This window comes from Pseudomonas sp. S2_C11 (assembly GCF_054668395.1).
The window spans coordinates 2,766,441-2,789,077 of sequence record NZ_CP162765.1; the positions used below are offsets into that span (position 1 = coordinate 2,766,441).

The following is a 22,637-nucleotide window of genomic DNA, read 5'->3' on the forward strand; positions in this document are numbered from 1 at the left end:
AAATCAGGCAGCCCCATCTGACACTCCCTATCTATGGTTTTAAAACCATCCGTGGACGTCCGCCCCACCCATTTACAGGGAGTAGTAATGGACAACATCGTCATTGCCGACAAAGCCAATTCTCAGCTCACTGCCCAGAACTGGGGCAATGTTCAGCTCAATCAGCCTTCAGTTGTACAAATGCCGGTTCGGCCCGATCAATTGGCGTCGACCAGTCGCAGCGGTCAGGATTTGATCGTCAATCTGAAGTCTGGCGAGCAAATCAAAATCTCCAATTTCTTTGTCACCAGCCCTGACGGCGTGCCCAATGACATTGTCTTTCAGGGCGACGACGCGACGCTGTGGCAGGCGCGCTACAGCGCCGAGCCGTTCAACGGCTTTACCTTTGACGAAATCAATTCGCTGGATGAGCTGATCGCTGGCGTCGGTGTGGTGGATGGCGCAACGCCGGCATGGGCGATTGCCGGGCTTGGCCTGTTGGGCGCGGGTGGTGCGGCGGCCGCTGCGGGGGGAAGTGGCGGCGGCGGCGGAGGTGGTGGCGGTGGCGGTGGCGGTGGAGACGCGACGCCTCCTGCGCCCGCGACCGGATTAACTTTGTCGGCCGATGGCCGGGTGCTGAGTGGTTTTGGCGAAGCTGGCAGTGTCGTTCAGGTACGCGATGCAGCCGGCAACATTTTGGGTTCCGGAACCGTTGGCGCCGATGGCAGTTTCCAGGTCGACCTGGGTACGCCGCAGAACAATGGCCAGCCGCTCGACGTCACGCTCACCGACCCTGCGGGCAACGTTTCGACACCGGGTACGGTCACTGCGCCGGATACCACCGCGCCGACCGCACCAGGCAATCTCAGCGTGAGCCCCGATGGCACCCAACTCGGCGGCACCGGTGAAGCCGGCTCGACCATCCAGGTGCGCGCCGCCGATGGCACTCTGCTCGGTAGCGCTGTGGTGGCGGCGGATGGCACTTTCAGCGTCGCCCTCAGCCCCGCGCAAACCGGCGGCCAGCCGCTGACCGTGAATGCCACCGATGCGGCTGGCAATATCTCGACCGGCGCAACGGTCAGCGCGCCGGAGATCGTCGAACCGACGACGCCAGGCAATCTCGATTTGAGCAGCGACGGCAGCCAACTGACCGGCACCGCCCGGGCCGGCACCACGATTGAAGTCCGTGCCGCCAATGGCGAACTGCTCGGGCGCGCGGCGGTGGCCGCTGACGGCACTTTCCTGCTGACGCTGGTTCGTGCGCAGGCCAACGGTGAAACCTTCAGTATCGTGGCGGTCAACAGCGCCGGTGCGCAATCGCCGGCCGTCACCTTCAATGCACCAGACATCACCGGCCCCACCGCTGCAACGGATCTGGCCGTGAGCAGCGATGGCCTTTCGGTGACCGGCCGTGGCGAACCCGGCAGCACGGTCAGCGTCACCAATGCGCAAGGTACGCTGCTCGGCACAGCGCAGGTGGCAGCCGATGGCTCGTTCACCGTGCAACTTAACGCCGCGCAAATCGATGGTGAGGCGCTGAGCGTGCTGGTCACCGACGCCGCCGGCAACCCTTCGCCAGCAGCGACCGTTATCGCCATTGATCTCGATGGCCTGACTCAACCCAGCGACATCGCGGTAAGCGTCGATGGCACGCAGTTGAGCGGACGCGGCCAGCCCGGTTCGACCGTAACGGTGCGCGACGCCAACGGCAATGTGCTCGGCACGGCCGTGGTGGCGGCGGACGGCACGTTCAGCCTGCAACTGAGCAGTCCGCAGAACAACGGCGAAACACTGCAGATCAGTGCCAGCGACGCCGCTGGCAACACTTCCGCACCACTGAACTACGTGACGCCTGACACCCAAGGGCCGACGGCCGTCTCCGATCTTGCGCTCGACGCTCAGGGGCAGACGCTCACCGGTAAGGGTGAGTTGGGTGCGTCGGTCACTGTGCGCGATCCGGCCGGCAACATCATCGGCACGGGCACGGTAGATGCCGATGGCAATTTTACCGTTCCACTTTCCACACCACAGACCGATGCGCAACAACTGCAAGTGATCCAGACCGACGCGGAAGGCAATCCTTCGGCGCCGGTCAACGTCACCGCACCCGATCTGACTACACCGGTAGCCGTGACCGATGTAAGCATTTCCGCCAATGGCGCCGTGGTCTCCGGCGCGGGTCAGATCGGCGCCACCGTTACTGTTACTGACACCAACGGGACCGTGCTGGGAACAGCTTTGGTCGGCAGCAACGGCCGGTTCGAAGTCACCCTGTCCTCGCCACAAACCAATGGCCAGAACCTCAGCGTGGTGCAGAGCGATGGCTCGCCCACTGGCTCCCCGGCAGTTCCAGTTGAAGCGCCGGATATCCAGGCCCCCACTGCCCCTTTCAATCTGGCGCTGAACGCAGGCGGCACTGAACTGAGCGGCACCGGCGAACCCGGCGCCACGGTGACGGTCAAGGATTCGGCCGGCAATACCTTGGGCACTGCGATCGTCGACGGCACCGGCACCTTCACGGTGACGCTGAACAGCCCGCAGATCGATGGCCAACAACTGCAAGTGAGCCAATCGGATGGCGTGAACGTCTCCCCCAACACGCCGCTGACCGCAGCGGACACCACCGCGCCGCTGGCGCCGGACAATCTCGTGCTCGCCAGCAACGGCGTGACGTTGACCGGCACCGGACAAGCCGGCAGTACCGTAACCGTGAGCGCAGCGGACGGCACGGTGCTCGGCACTACGGTGGTCGCCAGCGATGGCAATTTCAGCGTCAACCTGAGCCCGGCTCAGCTCGACGGTCAGGTGCTGAGCGTGATCCAGACCGATGCGAGCGCCCTGCCGTCGCCCGCCACACCGGTCACCGCACCGGACATCACCGCCCCACCTGCACCGAGCGGTCTGCTCATCGATCCGGCGGGTGCCACGGTCACCGGCACCACGCAGCCCAATAACACGGTGCAGGTGCTGGATGCCGACGGCAACGTCATCGGCACCGCGACCGCTGACGGCACGGGCGCCTTCACGGTCAACCTCGATACTGCGCAGACCAATGGCGAAGCCTTGCAAGTCGTGGTGTCGGACGGCGCCAACAGTTCGCTTCCCGGCAGCGTCACTGCGCCGGACAGCACCCTGCCGGCGCCAGTCAGCGATCTCGCGCTCAATCCCGCCGGCACGCAGGTCTCTGGCCTTGCCGAACCGGGCACCACGGTCACCGTCAGCATTGCCGGCGGTGGCGCTGTGCTGGGCACCGCGACGGCCGATGCGGACGGCCGCTTCGTCGTGACCCTCAGTCCACCGGCCGAGCCTGGCGGCAATCTGGAAGTCATCAGCACTGACGGCGGCGGCAATGATTCGCCCGTTGTGCCGCTGGCAGGACTGGACGGTACCCAGGTCGCGACCCCGACCGATCTGGCCTTGAGTGCCGATGGTTTCACCCTGACCGGCGCCGGAACGCCCGGTTGCACCGTGACGGTGACCAGCAGCAGCGGCACGGTGCTCGGCTCAGGTCTGATCAACAGCTTCGGCCGCTTCACCCTGTTGCTCAGTAGCAAACAGATCAATGCGCAAGTCCTCCAGGTGACGGCCACCAGTCCCGACGGTGACGTGTCGATTCCGGGCACGGTGACGGCGATCGATGGCACGGCGCCGGACGCGGTGACCAATCTGGCGCTGAATGCCAACGGCACGACACTCACAGGACGCGGAGAGGCCGGGGCGACGGTCACTGTCACCGACGCCACAGGTACCGTGCTCGGTACTGCACTGGTCGCCAGCAATGGCACGTTCAGCCTGACGCTGACGCCGGCACAACTTAATGGCCAGGCACTTACCGCGATCCAGAGCGATGCCGCCGGCAACCTGTCGCAACCCGCCGGCATCATCGCCACCGATCTGCAACCGCCAGCCGCAGCGACTGGCGTTACGATCAATGACGTCGGCACCGTGGTCAAAGGCCAGGGCGAAGCCGGCAGCACCGTGACCGTGCGCGATGCCGCCGGCAATGTTCTGGCCACCGGCGTAGTCGATCAGAGCGGCAACTTCCAGGTCACCTTGCCCAACGCGCAGAACACCGGCGAAACCCTGCAGGTCACCCTGACCGACGCCAACGGCAACGCCTCGATTTCCACTGGCGTGGTCACCGTCGACGGCACCCCGCCGGCCGCCGTGCAGAATCCACTGATCAGCGCCGATGGCAGCACCCTCAGCGGCACGGGTGAGGCTGGCGCAACCGTCAATGTCACCACCGCCAACGGCACCGTGCTAGGCAGCGCCGTAGTTGGCGCGGACGGCTCGTTCAGCGTGACCCTGGCGCCAGCGCCGACCAATGGTGAAGCGCTCGCGATCAGCCAGACCGACCCTGCCGGCAACGTCTCGCCATCGACCAGTGTCAACGCCCCCGACATCAGCCCGCCGGCGGCACTGACCCAGGTTGCGGTGAATGCTGACGGTGTCACCGTCACCGGCCACGGCGAGCCCGGCGCCACCGTGTCTGTGCGCAGCGCCGACGGCACCTTGCTCGGCACCGCACAGGTCGGCAGCGGCGGCGCGTTCACTGTCACCCTCAACGCAGCACAACTGAATGCTGAGGTGCTGACCGTCACTCAGGAGGATCCGCCGGGCAATGTGTCGACTGCGGTTGAAGTCACCGCCGTGGATTTGACTGCGCCGGCGATTCCGAGCGCATTGACCCTCAACGCTGCCGGCGTGCAACTGTCGGGTAACGCCGAGGCCGGCAGCACGGTGACCGTGCGTGACAGCCAGGGCAACCTCCTCGGCACCTCCACGGCGGCCGCGAACGGCACTTTCCAGATTACCCTCAACAGCCCGCAGACCAACGGCCAGTCGCTGAACGTGACGGCCACCGATGCGGCAGGCAATCCGTCAGCCCCGGCAATCCTCAATGCGGTCGATAGCACGGTGCCGTTGTTGGCGAGCGATCTGGCGGTCAGCGCCAATGGTGCCACCCTGACCGGCATCGGCGAGGTCGGCGCCAGCGTGGAAGTTCGCGATGCCGGAGGTGTTTTGCTGGGTACTGCGACCGTTGCCAGCAATGGCAATTTCAGCGTCACGTTGTCCCCGGCTGCGGTGGCTGGATCGAATCTTTCCGTGGTGCAGATCGATGCTGCCGGCAACACCGGACCGGCAGCGCCGGTGACTGCACCGGGCAATCTGGCGGAAAGCGCACCGACCAATCTGGCCCTCAGCGCTGACGGCCTGACCCTGACCGGCTCGGCCACCGCCGGCAGCACCGTGAGCATTCGCAATGCCTCGGGCGTGTTGCTCGGCAGCGCGCTGGTGGCGGCCAATGGCACTTTCAGCGTCACCCTCAACGCCGCGCAACTCAACGGCGAACAGCTGTCTGCCGTGGCGACGTCGAGCACCGGTATCAATTCATCCCCGACCGACTACACCGCTGCCGATATCGCCGCGCCAACGCCGCTCAGCGAGCTGAGCCTGGCACCGAACGGCACGGCTCTGACCGGGCGCGGTGAAGCCGGCGCCACGGTGACCGTGCTCGGCACGGGCGGAGTGGTTCTCGGCAGCGCCGTGGTGGCGGCCAATGGCACGTTCAGCGTCACCCTCAGCCCGGCACAGACCTCTGGTCAGACTTTGAGCCTGAGCCAGGCCGACACCGCCGGCAACGAATCGAACAGCGTCAACCTGATCGCCCCGGATCTGCTCGCGCCCAATGCGCCGGCTGCGCTGGTGGCAAGCACTGACGGCACCTTGCTCTCGGGTACCGGTGAGGCCGGCACCACGGTCAACGTGTACAACGCTGCCGGAGCGCTGGTCGGGACCGGCACCGTGAGCATCGACGGCACGTTTGCGATAACCCTGACTACGCCACAAGCCAACGGTCAGGCGCTGACCGTGTCACTGACGGATGCAGCGGGCAACACCTCGGCAGCCACGCCGTTCACTTCGGTCGACAGCACACCGCCAGCGGCCGTTTCGCAACTGAGCATCGGCGGCGACGGCGCAAGCCTGACCGGGCGCGGCGAACCCGGCGCGCAAGTCCGGGTCATCGACAGCGACGGCAACGTGCTTGGCACCGCCGTGGTCAGCGCGACCGGTACCTTCACCCTGCCACTGAACCCGGCGTTGACCAATGCCGAAGTGATCACCGTGGTTCAGGCCGACGCAGCGGGCAACGACTCGCCTGCGGTGAACCTGACCACGCCGGACTTCACTCCGCCTGATCCACTGGACAACGTCGATATCAACTCGTCCGGCGCGCTGGTCATTGGTACTGGCGAACCCGGCGCGACCGTGACCGTGCGCGATGCCAACGGCACTTTGCTCGGCACCAGCGTGGTACTCGGCGACGGCACCTTCAGCGTCACCCTCAATCCGCCGCAGATCAACGAACAGATTCTCAGCGTGCAGCAGGCCGATCCACCCGGCAACGTCAGCGCCCCGGTCACGGTCACCGCCCCGGATCTGACCCCGCCAGCGACGCCGGCCGATCTGCAACTGAATGCCGATGGCGGTCTGCTCACCGGTACCGGCGAAGTCGGCGCCATTGTCCGCGTGACGTCGGCCGATGGTACCGAATTGGGCACCGGCACCGTGGGCAGCGATGGCCGTTTCGAGGTCACGGTGACCCCAACACAGACCAATGGCCAAGCGCTGTTCGTGGTGTTGGCGGATGCAGCCGGCAATGCCTCGCCTGCCGGCACCCTGACGGCGCCTGACAGCACGCCTCCTGCCGCACTGACGGATGTCGAGATCGACGCCAGCGGCAGCCTCATCACCGGCTCCGGTGCGGCTGGCTCGCAGGTAGTCGTCACCAACGCGGTGGGCACCATCGTCGGCACCGGCACCGTCGCGGCCGATGGCAGTTTCAGCGTCACCCTCGACCAGCCGCTGCTCAATGGTGAAGCCTTGTCGGTGATCCAGCGTGATGCGGCGGGCAACCCTTCGCCGATCGTGCCCGTCACTGCGCCGGACATCACCCTGCCCGCTGCGCCCACCGACCTCGTTCTCACGCCCAATGGCGTGACACTGACCGGCAGCGGTGAAGCCGGCGCCACGGTGCGTGTACTCAGCGCGACTGGCACTGTGTTGGGCTCGGCAACCGTGGCCGGCAATGGCTCGTTCAGCGTGACCCTCAACCCGCCGCAAGTGAACGGCGAGCTGTTGAGCGTCAATCAGACCGATCTGGCATCCAACACATCGCCGACAGCGCCCGTGCAAGCGGGCGATATCACCGATCCACTGGAGGTGGCCGACCTCAATGTCAGCCAGGACGGCTTGACCGTGACCGGCACCGGCGAGCCCGGAGCGACCGTCACCGTGCGCGACGGCACGGTGGTGCTCGGCACGGCGACCGTGGCCGCAGATGGCAATTTCAGCGTCACGTTGTCGGCTGCGCAAATCGATGGCCGCGCACTGTCGGTCGTGCAAGCCGACGCGCAAAACAACCAGTCCGAGCCCGTACTGGTCGACGCGCCGGACAGCACTGCACCGATCGCACCAACGGTGACATCGCTGACCGGCGCCGGCACCTTGCTCGCCGGAACCGCCGAAGCCGGCAGCACCGTGACTGTGCTGTCCGCCACCGGCACCGTGCTCGGCACGGCGGTGGCATTGGGCGACGGCACCTATACCGTTACGCTGAATCCGGCCCAGGCCAATGGTCAGTTGTTGTCAGTGATCGCGACGGATGAGGCGCAAAACGCATCGCCAGTGCTGCTCTACCCGGCGGCTGATACTACCGCTCCAGATGCCGTCACCGGTCTGACCATCAGCGGCGATCTGAGCCAGCTCGCCGGTCGTGGCGAAGCCGGCGCGAGTGTCGAAGTGACCGATGCGCTGGGCAATATCGTCGGCACCGGCACAGTGGCCGCCAACGGTACGTTCCTGATCGATCTGGCGCCGGGCATCACTGCCGGCCAGGTGCTGACGGTGAATCAGATCGACGTCGCAACCAACGTTTCGGCAGACGCTAACCTGACTGTCCCGGCGGTTCCGGCACCGGACGCTCCAGCCAATCTGGCGCTTACGGCCGATGGTCTGACGCTGACCGGCACGGCGGCGCTCGGCACCACCATTAATGTTTATGGGCCTGACAACAGTCTGATCGGCACCGGCGTCACCGGCGCGGATGGCACGTTCAGCGTGGTGCTGACGCCTGCGCAAACCAACGGCCAAAGCCTCGAAGTCACCGCCAACACTGCGTTGGGTGGCGCCTCGCTGCCGACTGAAATCACCGCAGGTGACACCTCGGCGCCGGCGCCACTCAGCGATCTGGCGGTCAACGCCAACGGCACTTTGGTTACCGGTCGCGGCGAAGTCGGCGCGTCGGTGACCATCACCGGCGCTGGCGGCGTGGTGCTGGGCAATGCGACGGTTGGCGCCAATGGCACTTTCAGCGCACAGCTCAATACGCAGCAGGTCAACGGTCAGGTGCTCAATGCGACACAGACCGATGCGGCCAACAACACCTCATCCGGTCTTAACGTAACTGCGCCCGATATCACTCCCCCGGCCGCTCCGACAGCACTGGTCCTCAGCGGTGCCGGTCTGGTGCTCGGCGGGCTCGGTGAAGCCGGCGCGACCGTCACTGTTCGCGGTGCGGGAGGCGCGGTGCTGGGCACGGCGACGGTGGCGGGCAATGGCTCGTTCTCGGTGACCTTGTCATCGGCGCAACTCAACGGCCAGCAACTGAGCGTCACGCAGAGTGATGCGGCGGGCAGCGTTTCGCCGGTTACCAACCTCAGCGTCGCCGATACCACCGCGCCAGCGCCGCTGAGCAATGTCAGCTTGAACGGCACCGGCCTGGCGGTCAGCGGCACGGGTGAGGCCGGCGCGACCGTCAGCGTGACCAACGCAGCCGGTACCGTCCTCGGCACCGCCGTGGTCAATGCTGGCGGCACCTTCACCGTGCAACTGTCCAGCGCGCAACTTAACGGCCAACAGCTCAACGTCCAACAGGCCGACCCGACGGGCAATCTGTCGCAGGTCTTCAACCTGACGGCCCCTGACGTGCAGGCGCCGATTGCAGCCAGCGGTCTGACGCTCGCTGCCAACGGTCTGACTTTGAGCGGTACGGGCGAAGCCGGTGCGACGGTCAACGTCTACGGCCCGGGCGGCGCGCTGATTGGCACTACCACCGTGGGCAGTGGCGGCACGTTCAGCTTCAACCTGAACACCGCACAACTCGACGGGCAGCTGTTGACCGTGCGTCTGGTCGACCCGGCCGGCAATCTGTCGCCCAACGCCAGCCTGACAGCGCCGGACATTACCGCGCCCGGCGCGCCGACCGGCGTCAGCGTCAATGGCAGCGGCACCGTGCTCACTGGCGTCGGTGTGCCCGGTTCGACCATCAGCGTACGCGGCGTCGGCGGTGTGGTGCTCGGCACCGCGACCGTTGCCGCCAACGGCAGCTTTTCGGTAGTACTGGCATCGGCGCATATCAACAGCCAGGTGCTCAGCGTCACCCAGGCCGATCCGAGCGGCAACGTATCGGCTGCGGCGAACGCGACGGCGCCAGACCTGACGCCTCCAGCGGCGGCCACCGCGCTGCTGGTCGGTGCCGATGGCCTGACCGTTACCGGTACCGGTGAAGCCGGTGCAACCGTCACCATCAAGTCGGCCAGCGGCGCCGTTCTGGGCACCGCCACGGTCAACAACCTCGGCGTGTTTACCGTCACCCTGAGCAGCGCGCAGATCAACGGCGAAAACCTCACCGTCAATCTCAGCGACGCACGCGGCAACGTTTCGGTGGCCGCCAACGTCATTGCGCCGGACGTCGACGTCAACGCGCCAGTGGTCGCCAGCGATAACCTCGCCGTCGGCACCGTCACCCTGGCACCGGTCACCGCGTCGCAGACCCTCAACGACTCGTTCACCACGCTGCTGGCCGGATTCTCGAAAACCTTCACTTTCACCGTCGCCGGCGGCACGCGTCTTGATCCGACCCTGACGCTGACCACCAGTAGCCTGATTTCGCTGATCGATGGCGTGGTCTACACCCTGCAAGTGAAGGATGCCAGCGGCAACTGGGTCACTCTGGATGTCAACGGCAGCGGCGGCCTGCTCGACCTGATCGCGCTCGCCGGCCAAGGCGTGCGGGTCGACATCGGTAACCTGCTGTCAGGTGATTATCGACTGACGGTGTCGAGCACCGGCATCGGCGTGCTGACCACGGTCAATACCCAGCTGCAACTGGATGTCAGCAGCCTGACCCAGTTCAACGGCATTGCCGGGCCAGCGGTGACCGGCAACGTCATCACCAACGTCGGCGTCGATGGCACGGCCGATCAGACCGGCCCGGACAACGGCGCGCAGTTGCAGATCTTCAAGAACGGCGCCTGGGTCAGCGCCGGCGCCGGCACCACGGTGCAAGGGTTGTACGGCACGCTGACCATCGACGCCAACGGCAACTACAGCTACAAACCGAACGGCAGTGTCGGCAGCGTCGGCAAAGTCGACGTGTTCAACTATCAACTGGTGCACCCGAACGGCTTGAGCGACACCGCCAATCTGTACGTGCGCATCGACAGCCCGCAAGCCAGCGAAGTGTGGAATGACGCCAACCTTGGCAGCCCGGCACTGGTGGTTGATGCCACAGCGGACATCGCCTCGACTGACGTCACCCTGATCAACCGCGAAGTCACCACCAACTCTGCCCTTGGCACGTTCAATGTGCTGCTGGGCGGCGGCAGCGGTAACTACAACACCGTGGTCGCGGCCGATACCGTCAGTGACCTGACCGTGGTGGTCAATTCGAGCAACCTGTTGGCGCTGCTCGGTTCGATGACGGTGGGCCTGTACAAGCTCAACACCGCCACCAACCAGTACGTGCTGGTCAAGAGTTACGGCGGCAACGCGCTGGTCAATCTCGGCGGCGGCAACTACGGGATCAAGTTCGACGACCAGACCGCCGGCAGTTATCAGGTGCGGGTGGCAGTGGGCGGCCTCGGCCTGCTGACCAGCGTCAACACCAGCCTGATCAACGTCGCGACCTACAACAATCAGTTCGTGGTCGGCGGCTACACGCCGGTATCGGGCAATCTGCTCACCGACACCGCTGGCGGCGGCGCCGATGTGTTGGGCTCGGTCTACACCTTGCTCAGCGTGCTGGTCGCCGGCAGTTACGTTGCGCCGGGTTACAACGGCGTCTCGCTGGTCGGCAACTACGGCACCCTGGTAGTCCAGGCCAACGGCAACTACACCTACACGCTCAAGGCCGGGCTGACCGATGCGGTGATCGGCCAGGAAGACACCTTCACCTACCAACTCACCCACCCCAACGGCACCGTGGATACCGCGACGCTGACCATCGACCTGAACAATGCCGGCGCATTCGCCAGCACCGCGTTCTCGGCACTGGCCAGCGATGACCTCGGTCTGGCCCATGTCGCTGGCAGCGAACTGATCCAGGGCACCGAAGGCAACGACACCCTCGACGGCTCGCACGGTGGCGCCGTCACGCTGCAAGGTGGCGGTGGCGACGACACGCTGATCATCGCCGATCAGCAGTTCACCTCGGTGGACGGCGGCAGCGGCACCGACACCCTGCTCTGGGCCGGTGGCGATGTGTCGATCAACCTCGGCGATCTGCAGAGCAAGATCCACAACGTCGAAATCCTCGACCTCAACCATTCCAGTGCGGTTGCGCTGACATTGAATCTCGGCGATCTGCTGGCGATTACCTCTTCGGACAACAACACTTTGCTGATCAAGGGTGACGACAGGGACAGCGTGCACATGACCGATGGCTGGGTCGCCGATGGCACGCAACAGGCCGACGGCATCGACTATGTTCAATACACGGCACAGGAGGATCCGAGCCACCACTTGTGGGTGCAGAACGGCATTCAAGTGGTTTGAAACAAGACATCAAACGTCGGTCTCTCAACAGTAAGGGAAGTCTGTGGAGTCAGTTTTTCGCCAGAAATGGCCGGTGGTCCTGTTGACCATCGGCCTCTACCCCGCTTTCACCGTCGGCGTTCGCGCCGACGACAACCTCGACAGCAGCTTGCGCAGCATCAGCCCGTCGCAACTGCAACAACCTGCAGGCAATGACAATCGTCAGCGCCCTGCCCCTGCTTCAAAAACGGCCGCCAACGCGGATACTTTGGGGCTGGAACAAGCGGTCAGGCTGGCCGTGGACTGGCACCCACGCATCGGCGAGGCCATCGGCACCCTGTTCCAGCAAGGCGAAGGGGTCAACGTCGCCGAATCCGGTTATTACCCGCAGGTCACCGGCGGCATCAAGGGTGGTTACACCAGCGGTTACGGCAGCGATGCCGGCAGCCAGTCGGTGAACATTTCCCTGAAACAGATGCTGTACGACTTCGGCAAGGTTTCCAGTTCGGTCGACGCCGCCCGCGCCCGCGTGGCGCGCAGTCAGGCCGGGATTCTGCTGGCGATCGACGATATCGCCCGCGACACCGCCAGAGCCTACATCGAAGTGCAGCGTTATCAGCGTCTGCTCGAGGTTGCCCGTGAACAGATTCAGGGCATCGGCGGCATCGTTGATCTGGCCAAACAGCGCAGCGACATGGGCGCCAGCACTCGCTCCGATATGGTCCAGGCGCAGTCCCGCGCAGAAGGCGCGACGGCGACGTTGCAGGAATTCAAGGCGCAATACGCACGGTGGCAAGCGACTCTGACCAGTCTGCTCGGACGACGCACGCCGCCAGCAGTCAGCGATGCCGCCGCGCCGACGCTGACCCAGGCCTGCGACGCGTCGCAGATTTCCGACACCCTGCCCGCCGTTCTCCAGGCGGCTGCGCAACGCACCCAGGCCCAGGCCGAGCTGGCCCAGGCCAAAGCCGAGGCCTACCCGACCCTGTCGCTGCAACCCTCGGTCAACCAATATCTGGATGACCACTACGACGATCAGAACTCGCGCGCCGATCGCACCCAGGTCGGGATCTTCCTCAACCTCGAAGTGCCGATCTATCAGGGCGGTGCGATCAGTGCGCGCAGCCGCGCCGCCGGGCATGCGCTGACCGCAGCGGACTCGGCCGAAGACTTCGCCCGTCTGCAAGCGCGCCAGGGTCTGGCCGAAGCCCAGGCGCAAACCTCGGGTCTGAACCGGCGGCTGCGCTCGCTGGAATTTCGCCAGACCAGCATCACCGAGGCACGCATGTTGTATGGCCGCCAGTACCTGGAGCTGGGCACGCGGCCGCTGCTGGACTTGCTCAACGCCGAGCAGGAAATCCATCAGTCGCGCTTCGATCTGGTCAACACCCAGGCCGAGCTGCAACGTCTGCAGATCGACTGCTTCTACAACAGCGGTGCGATTCGCCGGGTCTTCGGCATCGACCACAGCGCCATCCAGAATGTCGAGATCCTGCCATGACCGATGCCAGCATTACTGTTCCCGAACCCGCTGCTGCCGAAGCTCGCGAAGATTATTCGCCATGGCTGGAAGCGGTGCTCAAGGTCGCCCGCCACTATCGCCTCGACGTCTCGCCGGAAAGCGTGCGCCTGGCCTCGGTGCACAGCGAAGGCCGCGTCGAAGAAGTGGTTCGGCACATGGCGCGGCAGGCCGGTTTAAGCGTGAAATTCGCGGCATTCGACAACAAGAGCCTGAGCCGCTGGCGCACGCCGCTGGTGGTGCAACTGCGCGATGGTCAGGTCGGCGTGCTCGAAAGCATCGGCGAGACCGGCGAGCTGGGCATCTGCTTCAGTGGCGACCAGGGTTTGCAGAGCCGCATGGACGCCACCGCGCTCGCCGAGCAAGCCCTGCGCACGGTGATTCTGCGTCCGACGCAACCGGTGGCGGACGTGCGCACCAACGATTACATCAAGCCCTACGACGAGCACTGGTTCCGGCGCATCGTCCTCACCGATCTGCGGCCCTACAGCCAAGTGATGATCGCCTCACTGGTGGCCAACCTGCTGGGCATGGCCGGGGTGCTGTTTTCCATGCAGGTGTACGACCGGGTGATTCCGGCCGAGTCGCTGCCGACCCTGTACGTGTTGTTCGGCGGGGTGATGCTGGCGCTGCTGTTCGATTTCGTCATGCGCATTCTGCGTCTGCGCATCACCGATGTGCTGGGCAAGCGCGCCGATTTGCGCGTCTCCGATCTGGTCTTCGGCCACGCCCTGCGCCTGCGCAATTCCGCGCGGCCGAAATCCACCGGCTCGTTCATTTCACAGTTGCGCGAGCTGGAGCAGATCCGCGACCTGATCACCTCCAGCACCGCCACGGCGCTGGCGGACATGCCGTTTTTTCTGCTGTTCCTGCTGGTGTTCTATTTGATCGGCGGGCCACTTGTGTTGATTCCACTGGTGGCGTTGGTGTTCATGTTGCTCCCCGGGATCATCGCGCAACCGCGTCTGGCGCGACTCGCCAATGCGTCGATGCGTGAAGCGGCGCTGCGCAACGCCATGCTGGTGGAAAGCATTCAGGGCCTCGACGACATCAAGGCGCTGCAGGCCGAGCAGCGTTTCCAGCAACAGTGGAATCAGTACAACGCCGCCTCGGCGGACAGCAGCCTGCGCCTGCGCACCTTGACCAACAGCCTGGTGGCGTGGACGCAGAACGTACAAGGCGGAGTGTTCGCGGTGGTGATCGTGTTCGGCGCGCCAATGGTGATTGCCGGCGACCTGACCACCGGCAGTCTGGTCGCGGCGTCGATTCTGTCGTCGCGGATGATGGGGCCGATGGCGCAACTGACCCACGTGCTCACCCGATGGCAGCAGGCCAAGGTCGCGCTCGAAGGCTTGAACCGGATCATGCAGATGCCGGTGGATCATCCCGAAGGCAGCCAGCGCGTGCACTTGCCGGCGATTCGCGGCGACTACCGCCTGCGTCAGGCCAGCTTCCGCTACAGCGAAGAATCGTCCCCGGCGCTCAACAACATCGACCTGAGCATTCGCCCCGGCGAGCGCATCGCCCTGCTCGGCCGCAACGGCGCTGGCAAGTCGACGTTGCTGCAAGCACTGGGCGGCGCGATGGATCTGAGCAGCGGTGAAACCACTCTGGACGGCATCGCCCTGGCACATCTGGATCCGGCCGACCTGCGCCGCGATGTCGGCCTGCTCTCGCAACAGGCGCGACTGTTTCACGGCACCTTGCGCGACAACATCACCCTCGGCGCCGGTCAGGCCAGCGATCAGGAAATCATCGCCGCGTTGACTGTCACCGGTGCGCTGGACTTCGTTCGGCAGCTGCCCAAAGGCATGGATCATCTGGTGCTTGAAGGTGGCTTGGGCCTGTCGGGCGGTCAGCGTCAAAGCCTGTTGCTGTCGCGCTTATTGATCCGCCAGCCACAAGTGCTGCTGCTCGACGAACCGACCGCCGCGCTCGATGACGTCACCGAGCGGCTGCTGCTGGAAAAACTCGCGACCTGGACCCAGGGCCGAACGCTGGTGGTTGCCACGCATCGGGTCAGTGTGTTGCAACTGGTCGAGCGGATCATCGTTCTCGACAACGGCCGCATCGTCATCGACGACCACCGCGACGCGGCATTGGCGCGGCTGCGCGCACCGGGTAAAGGAGTGGCGGTATGAAGCCGATGATGACCGACGTGCCGGATCCGATGTCCTACCTCGATGGCCGCGATGAGCGCGCACTTGCCGGTGGCGCAAAGGTGATCTGGGGTTGCGCGCTGATGCTCGCCTGCTTCATTGCCTGGGCCGCGTGGTTCGAGATCGTCGAGGTCTCGACCGGCACCGGCAAAGTGGTGCCGAGCTCGCGCGAACAGGTGATTCAGTCGATGGAGGGCGGCATTCTTGAGCAGCTCAATGTCAGCGAAGGCGCGTTGGTCGAGCGCGGGCAGATCCTCGCGCAACTGGACCCGGTGAAGAACCAGTCCAACGTCGGCGAAAGCGCGGCCAAGTACCGCGCGGCGCTGGCCAGCGTCAACCGCTTGCAGGCCGAGGTCAGCGAAAAGCCCCTGACCTTCGACGCATCGCTGCAAGAGTTTCCTGATCTGATCCGCGCCGAAACCGAGCTCTACCAGACCCGGCGCAAAGGTCTGGCGGAAACCCTCGACGGCATTCAGAGCTCGCTGAAACTGGTACGTAGCGAACTGGCAATCACCGAGAATCTGGCGAAGATCGGCGCCTCGAGTCGGGTCGAAGTGCTGCGCCTGACCCGTCAGCGTTCGGAGCTGGAATTGAAAGCCACCGAAGCCCGCTCCGATTACATGGTCCGCGCCCGCGAAGACCTGGCCAAAGCCAACGCCGAGGCGCAAATGCTCGAAGCGGTGATCCGTGGGCGCACCGATTCACTGTCGCGCCTGACCCTGCGCTCGCCGGTGCGCGGCATCGTCAAGGACATCGAGGTCAGCACGATTGGCGGCGTCATTGCGCCCAACGGCCAGGTCATGCAGATCGTGCCGCTCGACGAACAACTGCTGATCGAGACGCGCATCTCGCCGCGCGACATCGCCTTCATTCACCCAGGCCAGGCGGCGAAAGTGAAAATCACCGCCTATGACTATTCGATCTACGGCAGCCTCGACGGCGAAGTGGTGACGATCTCGCCGGACACCATCCAGGACGAAGCCAAGCCGGAGATCTTCTACTACCGCGTGTTCATCCGTACCGCGTCGGATGAACTGCGCAACAAGGCCGGCAAACGCTTCGCCATCGTGCCTGGGATGATCGCCACGGTGGACATCCGTACCGGCGAAAAAACCGTGCTCGACTACCTGATCAAACCACTCAACCGCGCCCGCGAAGCGTTGCGCGAACGCTGATCAGCGGCTGGCCAGTTTGGTCGCTGGTGGCGCTGTGGGGGTGATGCTGGCCTGATAGCGCGACCACTCGCGATTGATCTCCGCGTACGGCAAAAAGATGCTTACGCGCGGTTGATCGAGCAAGTCCTTGCGCTTGAGGCGGCTGACATCATCGCGGGTGAGAAACGCCACGTTGATGCCAACCACTTTGCCATCGGCGGAAAACACCGGCCCGCCAGACATGCCCTTGGCCAGCGCGCCATTGTGGGTGCCGTAAAGCACGTTGCCCTCTTTGACGTCGAGGCGAACCATCGCCGGCAACGCCTGGCCGGTACCCTTGACCGACATGTACAGCGAATTGAAGCCCACCGAAGTCAGCTCCTCGCCCGGCTTGTAGCCGCGCCACGCCGGCACGCTATTGGCCTTGTGACGGAAGAACTGCACATCTGCCTGCCCTTGGAAAACCGTGCCCGACAAGTAAGGAATGTGCTTCACCGTCACGGCGAAGTCTTCATTCCATTGCACAGCCGAACCCATCAGCACGTAAGGCAAAGGCGCGCCGGAGTGGACGACAAAGGCTTGGTCTAAAACAGGATCCTGAACATAAGCGACTGGCATTCCATTGCACCCGCTGAGCAGCAACGACGCTGCAACAAGTGACTTGAGGGGGCGCATTTTCGGTACATCTTGAAGTGAGGAAAGGTGCTGCAATATGTCATTGCGCCATCACTTTTAGCAATAGGCTCAGCCTACCGCTTGTCGGCGTGCGATATAGTGAGTTAATGATTGGATCCAAGCAATTTCCCGGCAATGCACGCAATCAACAGCGAATGAACGCAAATGATCGCGATTGTCTTCAACCAGGTCGAGTGATCCCATGCTGACGAAGCTTGCGGTACAGGGTATTGCGGCTAATCCCCAGACGACGGGCAACTCGCGCGATATGCCAGTGTTCAGCTTCAATCAAGCTCAGCAGAGTTTGCCGTTCGGATACGCCCAGTGGATCGTCAACAGGTTGGTCGTCAGTTGCGGGCAGTAACTCATGCACGTCCTCCAGCGTGACCCGGCCTTCCACTGCCAACGCCACCAACGTACGCAAACAGGTGCGCAGTTGCCGGACGTTGCCCGGCCAGGGCTGCGCCAGCAAGCGCTCTCGAACTCCCGATTGCAGCCGCACAGTGGCGCCCGCCGCTTCTTCGCGCAGCAGGAGGTCGAGCAGACGGCCCTTGTCGGAACGCTCGCGCAGCGGCGGCAGTTCCACGGCGAAACCGCCAATGCGATAGAACAGGTCCTCGCGCAGGCGTCCGTCGGCCACGCAGGCTGGCAGATTCTGGTGACTGGCGCTGATCAGGCGTACATCAAGCGGTCGCGGCGTTGCGCTGCCCAGCGGCACAACCTGGCGCTCTTCGAGCACGCGCAGCAGACGGGTCTGTAGCGCGAGGGGCATGTCGCCGATTTCGTCGAGAAACAGAATGCCGCCATGGGCCTGCTCAAGCTTGCCGACCATGCCGTCCTTGCGCGCGCCGGTGAAGCTGCCGCCGCGATAGCCGAACAGCTCGCTTTCAATCAGCGTCTCGGGGATCGCCGCGCAGTTGATCGCAACAAACGGCTGGCCGGCGCGCGAGCTGGCGCGATGCAGCGCTGCCGCAAAGGCCTCCTTGCCGGTGCCGGTTTCACCCTGCAGAAACACCGGCACGTCACGCTCCAGTACACGCAACGCGCGAGCGAATCCGCGTTGCAGGCGCGGGTCTTCCAGGCACACGCGCTCATCCTTGATTGGCGGGACAGGCGCAAGGGTCAACGGCGCGGAGCGGATCGGTTCGCGCAACTGGCCGTAGAACAAGCGCCCGTCGGCCAGGCGCATCGGCCAGCAGACGTGCGCCTGAGCACTGGCCTGCTCGAGCAACTGCTCCATCGGCGTTTCCAGCAGCATCGTCAACGACTGCCCGACCATCTGCTCGCGGCTCAGGCCCAACAGATCGAGCGCCGCCGCATTCACCGAACAGATCCGCGCACTCTCATCGAAGCTGAGCAGGCCTTCACCCAGCAGCCCGACAAACCCGGCGTCGGGATGAAACCGCAGCAAATAGCGCTGCGGATCGTGGCCAAGGAAAAAACAGCTCTCGATCAACCTGGCCGACAGATTGGTCAGGGCCATGGCCTTGAAGCGTTGCTCAAGGCTGCTTTCCTCGCGCACGGAGGACAGGTTTAGCACGGCGAGCAACTCACCGCTGGCGTCGAATATCGGGCTGGCCGAACAGGTCAGGCCGACGTGCTGGCCACGGAAATGCTCGTCGCGGCGAATGGTCACGTGCTGGCGCTCGACCAGGCAGGTGCCGACGCCGTTGGTGCCCTCGTGCTCCTCGCTCCAGACCGAGCCGAGCCACAGCCCGGAGCGCTGGAACTCGCCGCGTTCGGCTTCGTTGAACACGCTGTCGATCGCCACGCCGCGCGCATCGGTGAGCAGCACGACATGGCCGTCACGTCCCAGTTGCTGGTGCAGGCTGTTCATCTGCCAGTGCGCAACGGAAATGATGTGTTCCAGCGGCGCACGGTGTTCGCGCAAACGCGCCTGTTCGAGCACATCCGGCGCGCGGCGGCTGGCCGGATCGAGCTGGTATTGATCCAGGCAACGCCGCCACGAACGGGTGATCGCCAGGTCCGCCGCCGCGCTGTGGCTGGCAACAGAGCCCTGCACGGCTTGCAGTACCTGGCGCGCGTGGGCGTTGATCGAGGCCGGTTTCATTGTTGTTGTTCTCCGCTTCGGTGAAGACACGGGTGTGTCCGCAGCTTAGATGAAAAGCTCGTTGCGGGGGAATTTCGCGCCGAGTGACACAGTGTCATCCGCGATTATCGAATTTGTGACATGTCGCCTGTGCCAAGCCTTGTCGGCCTTTGCATCAAACGCTCTGGCCCGAGTCTTTCAAGGAGATGGCCCAAGCCTTGCTCTGATGCCATGGCTTACCAAAACAACAAGATCGGGAGTGGCCCCATGAACATCGCTATTGAAACCTCTTTGCAATCGCCAACAGCGCAACTCGCCGCTTGGGTCGAACGCCTCGGCGGACGTCTGGCGCAACGAGATGTGGACGGCACGCTGGAGCTGTTTGCCGAAGAATGCCACTGGCGTGACTTGCTGCTGTTCAGTTGGAACCTCGTCACCCTGGAAGGCAAACCGGCGATTCGCGACATGCTCGAAACACGCCTTGAGCAGACCCGGCCCGAACGCTGGCAACTCGAAGGTGAAGCCACGCTTAGCGATGGGGTGCTTGAAGGCTGGATGAGCCTGGAAACCGACTCGGCGCGCGGCAAAGGCTACGTGCGCCTGAAAGACGGTTTGTGCTGGACGCTGCTGACCACCATGCGCGAACTCAAAGGCTTCGAAGAACCCAGCGGCCGCCGCCGGCCGATGGGCGCGAGCCACGGCCATGCCCACGCTGACAAGCGCAACTGGCTGGAGCGCCGCCGCGATGAAGAAGCGGCGCTGGGCATCACCACGCAACCGTACTGCCTGATCGTCGGCGGCGGTCAGGGCGGGCTCGGCCTCGGCGCAAGGCTCAAACGCATGGGCGTACCGACGCTGATCATCGACAAAGCCGAACGCCCCGGCGATCAATGGCGCGGCCGCTACAAGTCGCTGTGCCTGCACGACCCGGTCTGGTATGACCACATGCCCTACCTGCCCTTCCCCGACCACTGGCCGGTGTTCACCCCGAAAGACCAGATCGGCGACTGGCTGGAGATGTACACCAAGGTCATGGAACTCAACTACTGGCCGCGCACTGAATGCCTCGGCGCTACGTTTGACGAAGAGACTGGCCGTTGGACCGTGGAGGTCCTGCGCAACGGCGAGCCCGTCACCCTGCAACCGACGCAACTGATCCTCGCCACCGGCATGTCTGGCGTACCGAATGTGCCGGTGTATCCAGGCGCCGAAAACTTCCAGGGCCAGCAACATCACTCCAGCCGTCACCCCGGCGGCGATGCGTGGAAAGGCAAGCGCGCAGTGGTCATCGGCGCGAACAATTCAGCCCACGACATCTGCGCCGATCTGGTGGAAAACGGCACCGAGGTGACCATGGTGCAACGTTCGAGCACGCACATCGTGCGTTCGGACAGCCTGATGGAACTGGTTTTCGGCGGGCTTTATTCCGAAGAGGCGCTCGAGTCGGGGCTGACCACGGACAAGGCCGACCTGCTGTTCGCCTCGATTCCGTACAAGGTCATGCCACAGTTTCATCGGCCGATCTTCGACGCGATCAAGGAGCGCGACAAGGACTTCTATGAACGCCTGAGCCGGGCGGGTTTCATGCTCGATTTCGGCGATGACGAATCGGGTTTGTTCATGAAATACGTACGCCGTGGCTCGGGTTACTACATCGACGTCGGCGCCTCGGAACTGATCGCCAACGGCACGATCAAGCTCAAGAGCGCGCCGGGCCTCGGTGTCGAACGCATCGAAGCGGATGCGGTGGTGCTCACCGATGGCAGCCGCTTGCCGGCCGATCTCATCGTTTATGCGACAGGTTATGGCTCGATGAACGGCTGGGCCGCGAAGCTGATTTCCCAGCAAGTCGCCGACAAGGTCGGGCGCTGCTGGGGCCTGGGTTCCGGCACCACCAACGACCCCGGCCCGTATGAAGGTGAACTGCGCAACATGTGGAAGCCGACCCAGCAGCAAAACCTCTGGTTCCACGGCGGCAACCTGCATCAGTCACGGCACTATTCACTGTATCTGGCGTTGCAGTTGAAAGCCCGTTTCGAAGGCCTCGACACCGATGTTTATCGCCTTGCAGAGCGCCATCATCTGGGCTGATTCCTCAAGTGGTCGTTCGTCGGTGCGCAGACCAAGCGCACCGGCGAACTGGAAAGTGCGTGCTAGGGTGTCTAGCCCAAGCACGTTTCAATCCAGGAAAAATGAGGAGGATTCATGCCACTTCATCCCATTCTGTTCATGGGCGGCTCCGGCGCCATCGGCCATCAGACGGCCCGCGCATTGCGCGCGGCGCATCCCGACGTTCCGTTGCTGATCGGCGGACGCGACCTCGCCAGGGCTGAGCAAACCGCCGAGCAAATCGGCAATGCCCAGGGTGTGGTCATCGATGCTCGCGCAGAAGATCTGGGACTGGGTGATCGCCCGGTCAGCGCCATCGCCCTGTTCTACATGGACCACGCCCTCGCCGGACTGCGCTTTGCGCAAAAGCGCAAGGTTCCGCACCTGAGCATCTCTTCCGGCGTGTTCGAAATCGCCCCGCAAATCGCCAGTTTCATCCACTCGCCCGACGCGTCTCCCATTGTCCTCGGCTACGAATGGATGGTCGGCGCCACCACAGTTGCGACGCTGCACCTCGCCAAGGCATTCGCCCGCGTGCACGACATCCGCATTCATGCACTGGTCGACGAACAGGACGGCGGCGGCCCGACCGTGGCCGTCGATTTCGAGCACCTGAACAAAATGCTGCCCGCCGCGCTGACCCGCCGTGACGGCGAATTCATCTGGCGTGAAGGCGACGATGCCAAGGTCAGCTTCCGCGCCGTCGACGGCACCACCCTGCAGGGCGCCGGCTTCTCCTCCATCGACGTGACAGGCCTCGCCGCCGCCACCGACGCCCCGAACGTCGAGTTCAACCTCGCCAGCGGCGTCAGCTCGACCCGGCGTCATGGTCAGCCGATGTCGACGGAGATACTCATCGAACTTGAAGGCACGGATCACGATGGACAGCCATTGCGCACCCGCCACGCCGTGGTTCACCGCGCAGGCGCAGCGGCGTTGACCGGGCTCAGTGTGGCCATGTTACTGGAGCGGCTGGTTGGGCTGGATGGGCAAGCGCCGGTAAGGCCGGGGCTGTATTTTCCCTATCAGTTGCTGGAGGCACAGGTGTTTTTGCAGCGGTTGAGAGAGGACGGTGGGGAGTTGATCGAACTACTTGAGTGAGACGGCGCACAGGTCACTCGACACTTGAACTGCTCGTTTGAGAGAGTACCGGTGCTGCCCGCCACTGCTCG

Annotated in this window: 8 protein-coding genes; 6 read left to right on the forward strand and 2 right to left on the reverse strand. The window is 64.2% G+C overall.

Annotated elements, in window-relative coordinates; translation table 11 throughout:
- Nucleotides 1–87: 87 nt before the first annotated feature.
- Genes AB4N48_RS12445 through AB4N48_RS12460 form a run of 4 tightly spaced genes read left to right on the forward strand, consistent with a single transcriptional unit; the run spans nt 88 to nt 16,652 of the window.
- Nucleotides 88–11,820 carry a BapA/Bap/LapF family large adhesin gene (locus AB4N48_RS12445; RefSeq protein WP_460095525.1) on the forward strand — a complete coding sequence of 3,911 codons (11,733 nt, stop codon included), beginning with the start codon at nt 88–90 and terminating at the stop codon, nt 11,818–11,820.
- Nucleotides 11,821–11,863: 43 nt separating this feature from the next.
- Complete coding sequence (locus AB4N48_RS12450) at nt 11,864–13,300, forward strand: TolC family outer membrane protein (RefSeq protein ID WP_122750731.1); 1,437 nt, start codon at nt 11,864–11,866, stop codon at nt 13,298–13,300.
- A complete protein-coding gene (locus tag AB4N48_RS12455) occupies nt 13,297–15,459 on the forward strand; it encodes a type I secretion system permease/ATPase (RefSeq protein WP_056785069.1) in 2,163 nt (720 codons plus the stop codon). The genes AB4N48_RS12450 and AB4N48_RS12455 overlap by 4 nt, the downstream gene beginning before the upstream one ends.
- A gap of 5 nt (nt 15,460–15,464) precedes the next feature.
- Entirely contained in the window at nt 15,465–16,652 is a 1,188-nt protein-coding gene (locus AB4N48_RS12460) for an HlyD family type I secretion periplasmic adaptor subunit (RefSeq protein WP_370593533.1), read from the forward strand.
- Here AB4N48_RS12460 and AB4N48_RS12465 read toward each other — a convergent pair whose 3' ends face one another.
- Together AB4N48_RS12465 and AB4N48_RS12470 are read right to left on the reverse strand one after the other, a co-directional pair.
- The gene (locus tag AB4N48_RS12465; protein ID WP_150742630.1) at nt 16,653–17,249 is read right to left on the reverse strand and encodes a trypsin-like peptidase domain-containing protein; all 597 of its coding nucleotides are present in this window, start codon (nt 17,247–17,249) and stop codon (nt 16,653–16,655) included.
- A 238-nt stretch (nt 17,250–17,487) separates the two neighbouring features.
- Nucleotides 17,488–19,377: a sigma-54-dependent Fis family transcriptional regulator gene (locus AB4N48_RS12470; RefSeq protein WP_460095526.1), complete on the reverse strand. Its 1,890-nt coding sequence runs from the start codon at nt 19,375–19,377 to the stop codon at nt 17,488–17,490.
- A gap of 246 nt (nt 19,378–19,623) precedes the next feature.
- Here AB4N48_RS12470 and AB4N48_RS12475 point away from each other — a divergent pair, with 246 nt between their 5' ends.
- Nucleotides 19,624–21,447, forward strand: coding sequence for an NAD(P)/FAD-dependent oxidoreductase (locus AB4N48_RS12475; RefSeq protein ID WP_122601619.1), 1,824 nt, complete (start codon nt 19,624–19,626; stop codon nt 21,445–21,447).
- A gap of 114 nt (nt 21,448–21,561) precedes the next feature.
- Nucleotides 21,562–22,566, forward strand: coding sequence for an NAD(P)-dependent oxidoreductase (locus AB4N48_RS12480; protein WP_460095527.1), 1,005 nt, complete (start codon nt 21,562–21,564; stop codon nt 22,564–22,566).
- Nucleotides 22,567–22,637 lie beyond the last annotated feature (71 nt).

Coding starts and splice junctions, on each gene's coding strand:
- AB4N48_RS12445 (WP_460095525.1), top strand. CDS start 88: ATGGACAACATCGTCATTGCCGACAAAGCCAATTCTCAGCTCACTGCC.
- AB4N48_RS12455 (WP_056785069.1), top strand. CDS start 13,297: ATGACCGATGCCAGCATTACTGTTCCCGAACCCGCTGCTGCCGAAGCT.
- AB4N48_RS12460 (WP_370593533.1), top strand. CDS start 15,465: ATGATGACCGACGTGCCGGATCCGATGTCCTACCTCGATGGCCGCGAT.
- AB4N48_RS12465 (WP_150742630.1), bottom strand. CDS start 17,249: ATGCCAGTCGCTTATGTTCAGGATCCTGTTTTAGACCAAGCCTTTGTC.
- AB4N48_RS12470 (WP_460095526.1), bottom strand. CDS start 19,377: ATGAAACCGGCCTCGATCAACGCCCACGCGCGCCAGGTACTGCAAGCC.
- AB4N48_RS12475 (WP_122601619.1), top strand. CDS start 19,624: ATGAACATCGCTATTGAAACCTCTTTGCAATCGCCAACAGCGCAACTC.
- AB4N48_RS12480 (WP_460095527.1), top strand. CDS start 21,562: ATGCCACTTCATCCCATTCTGTTCATGGGCGGCTCCGGCGCCATCGGC.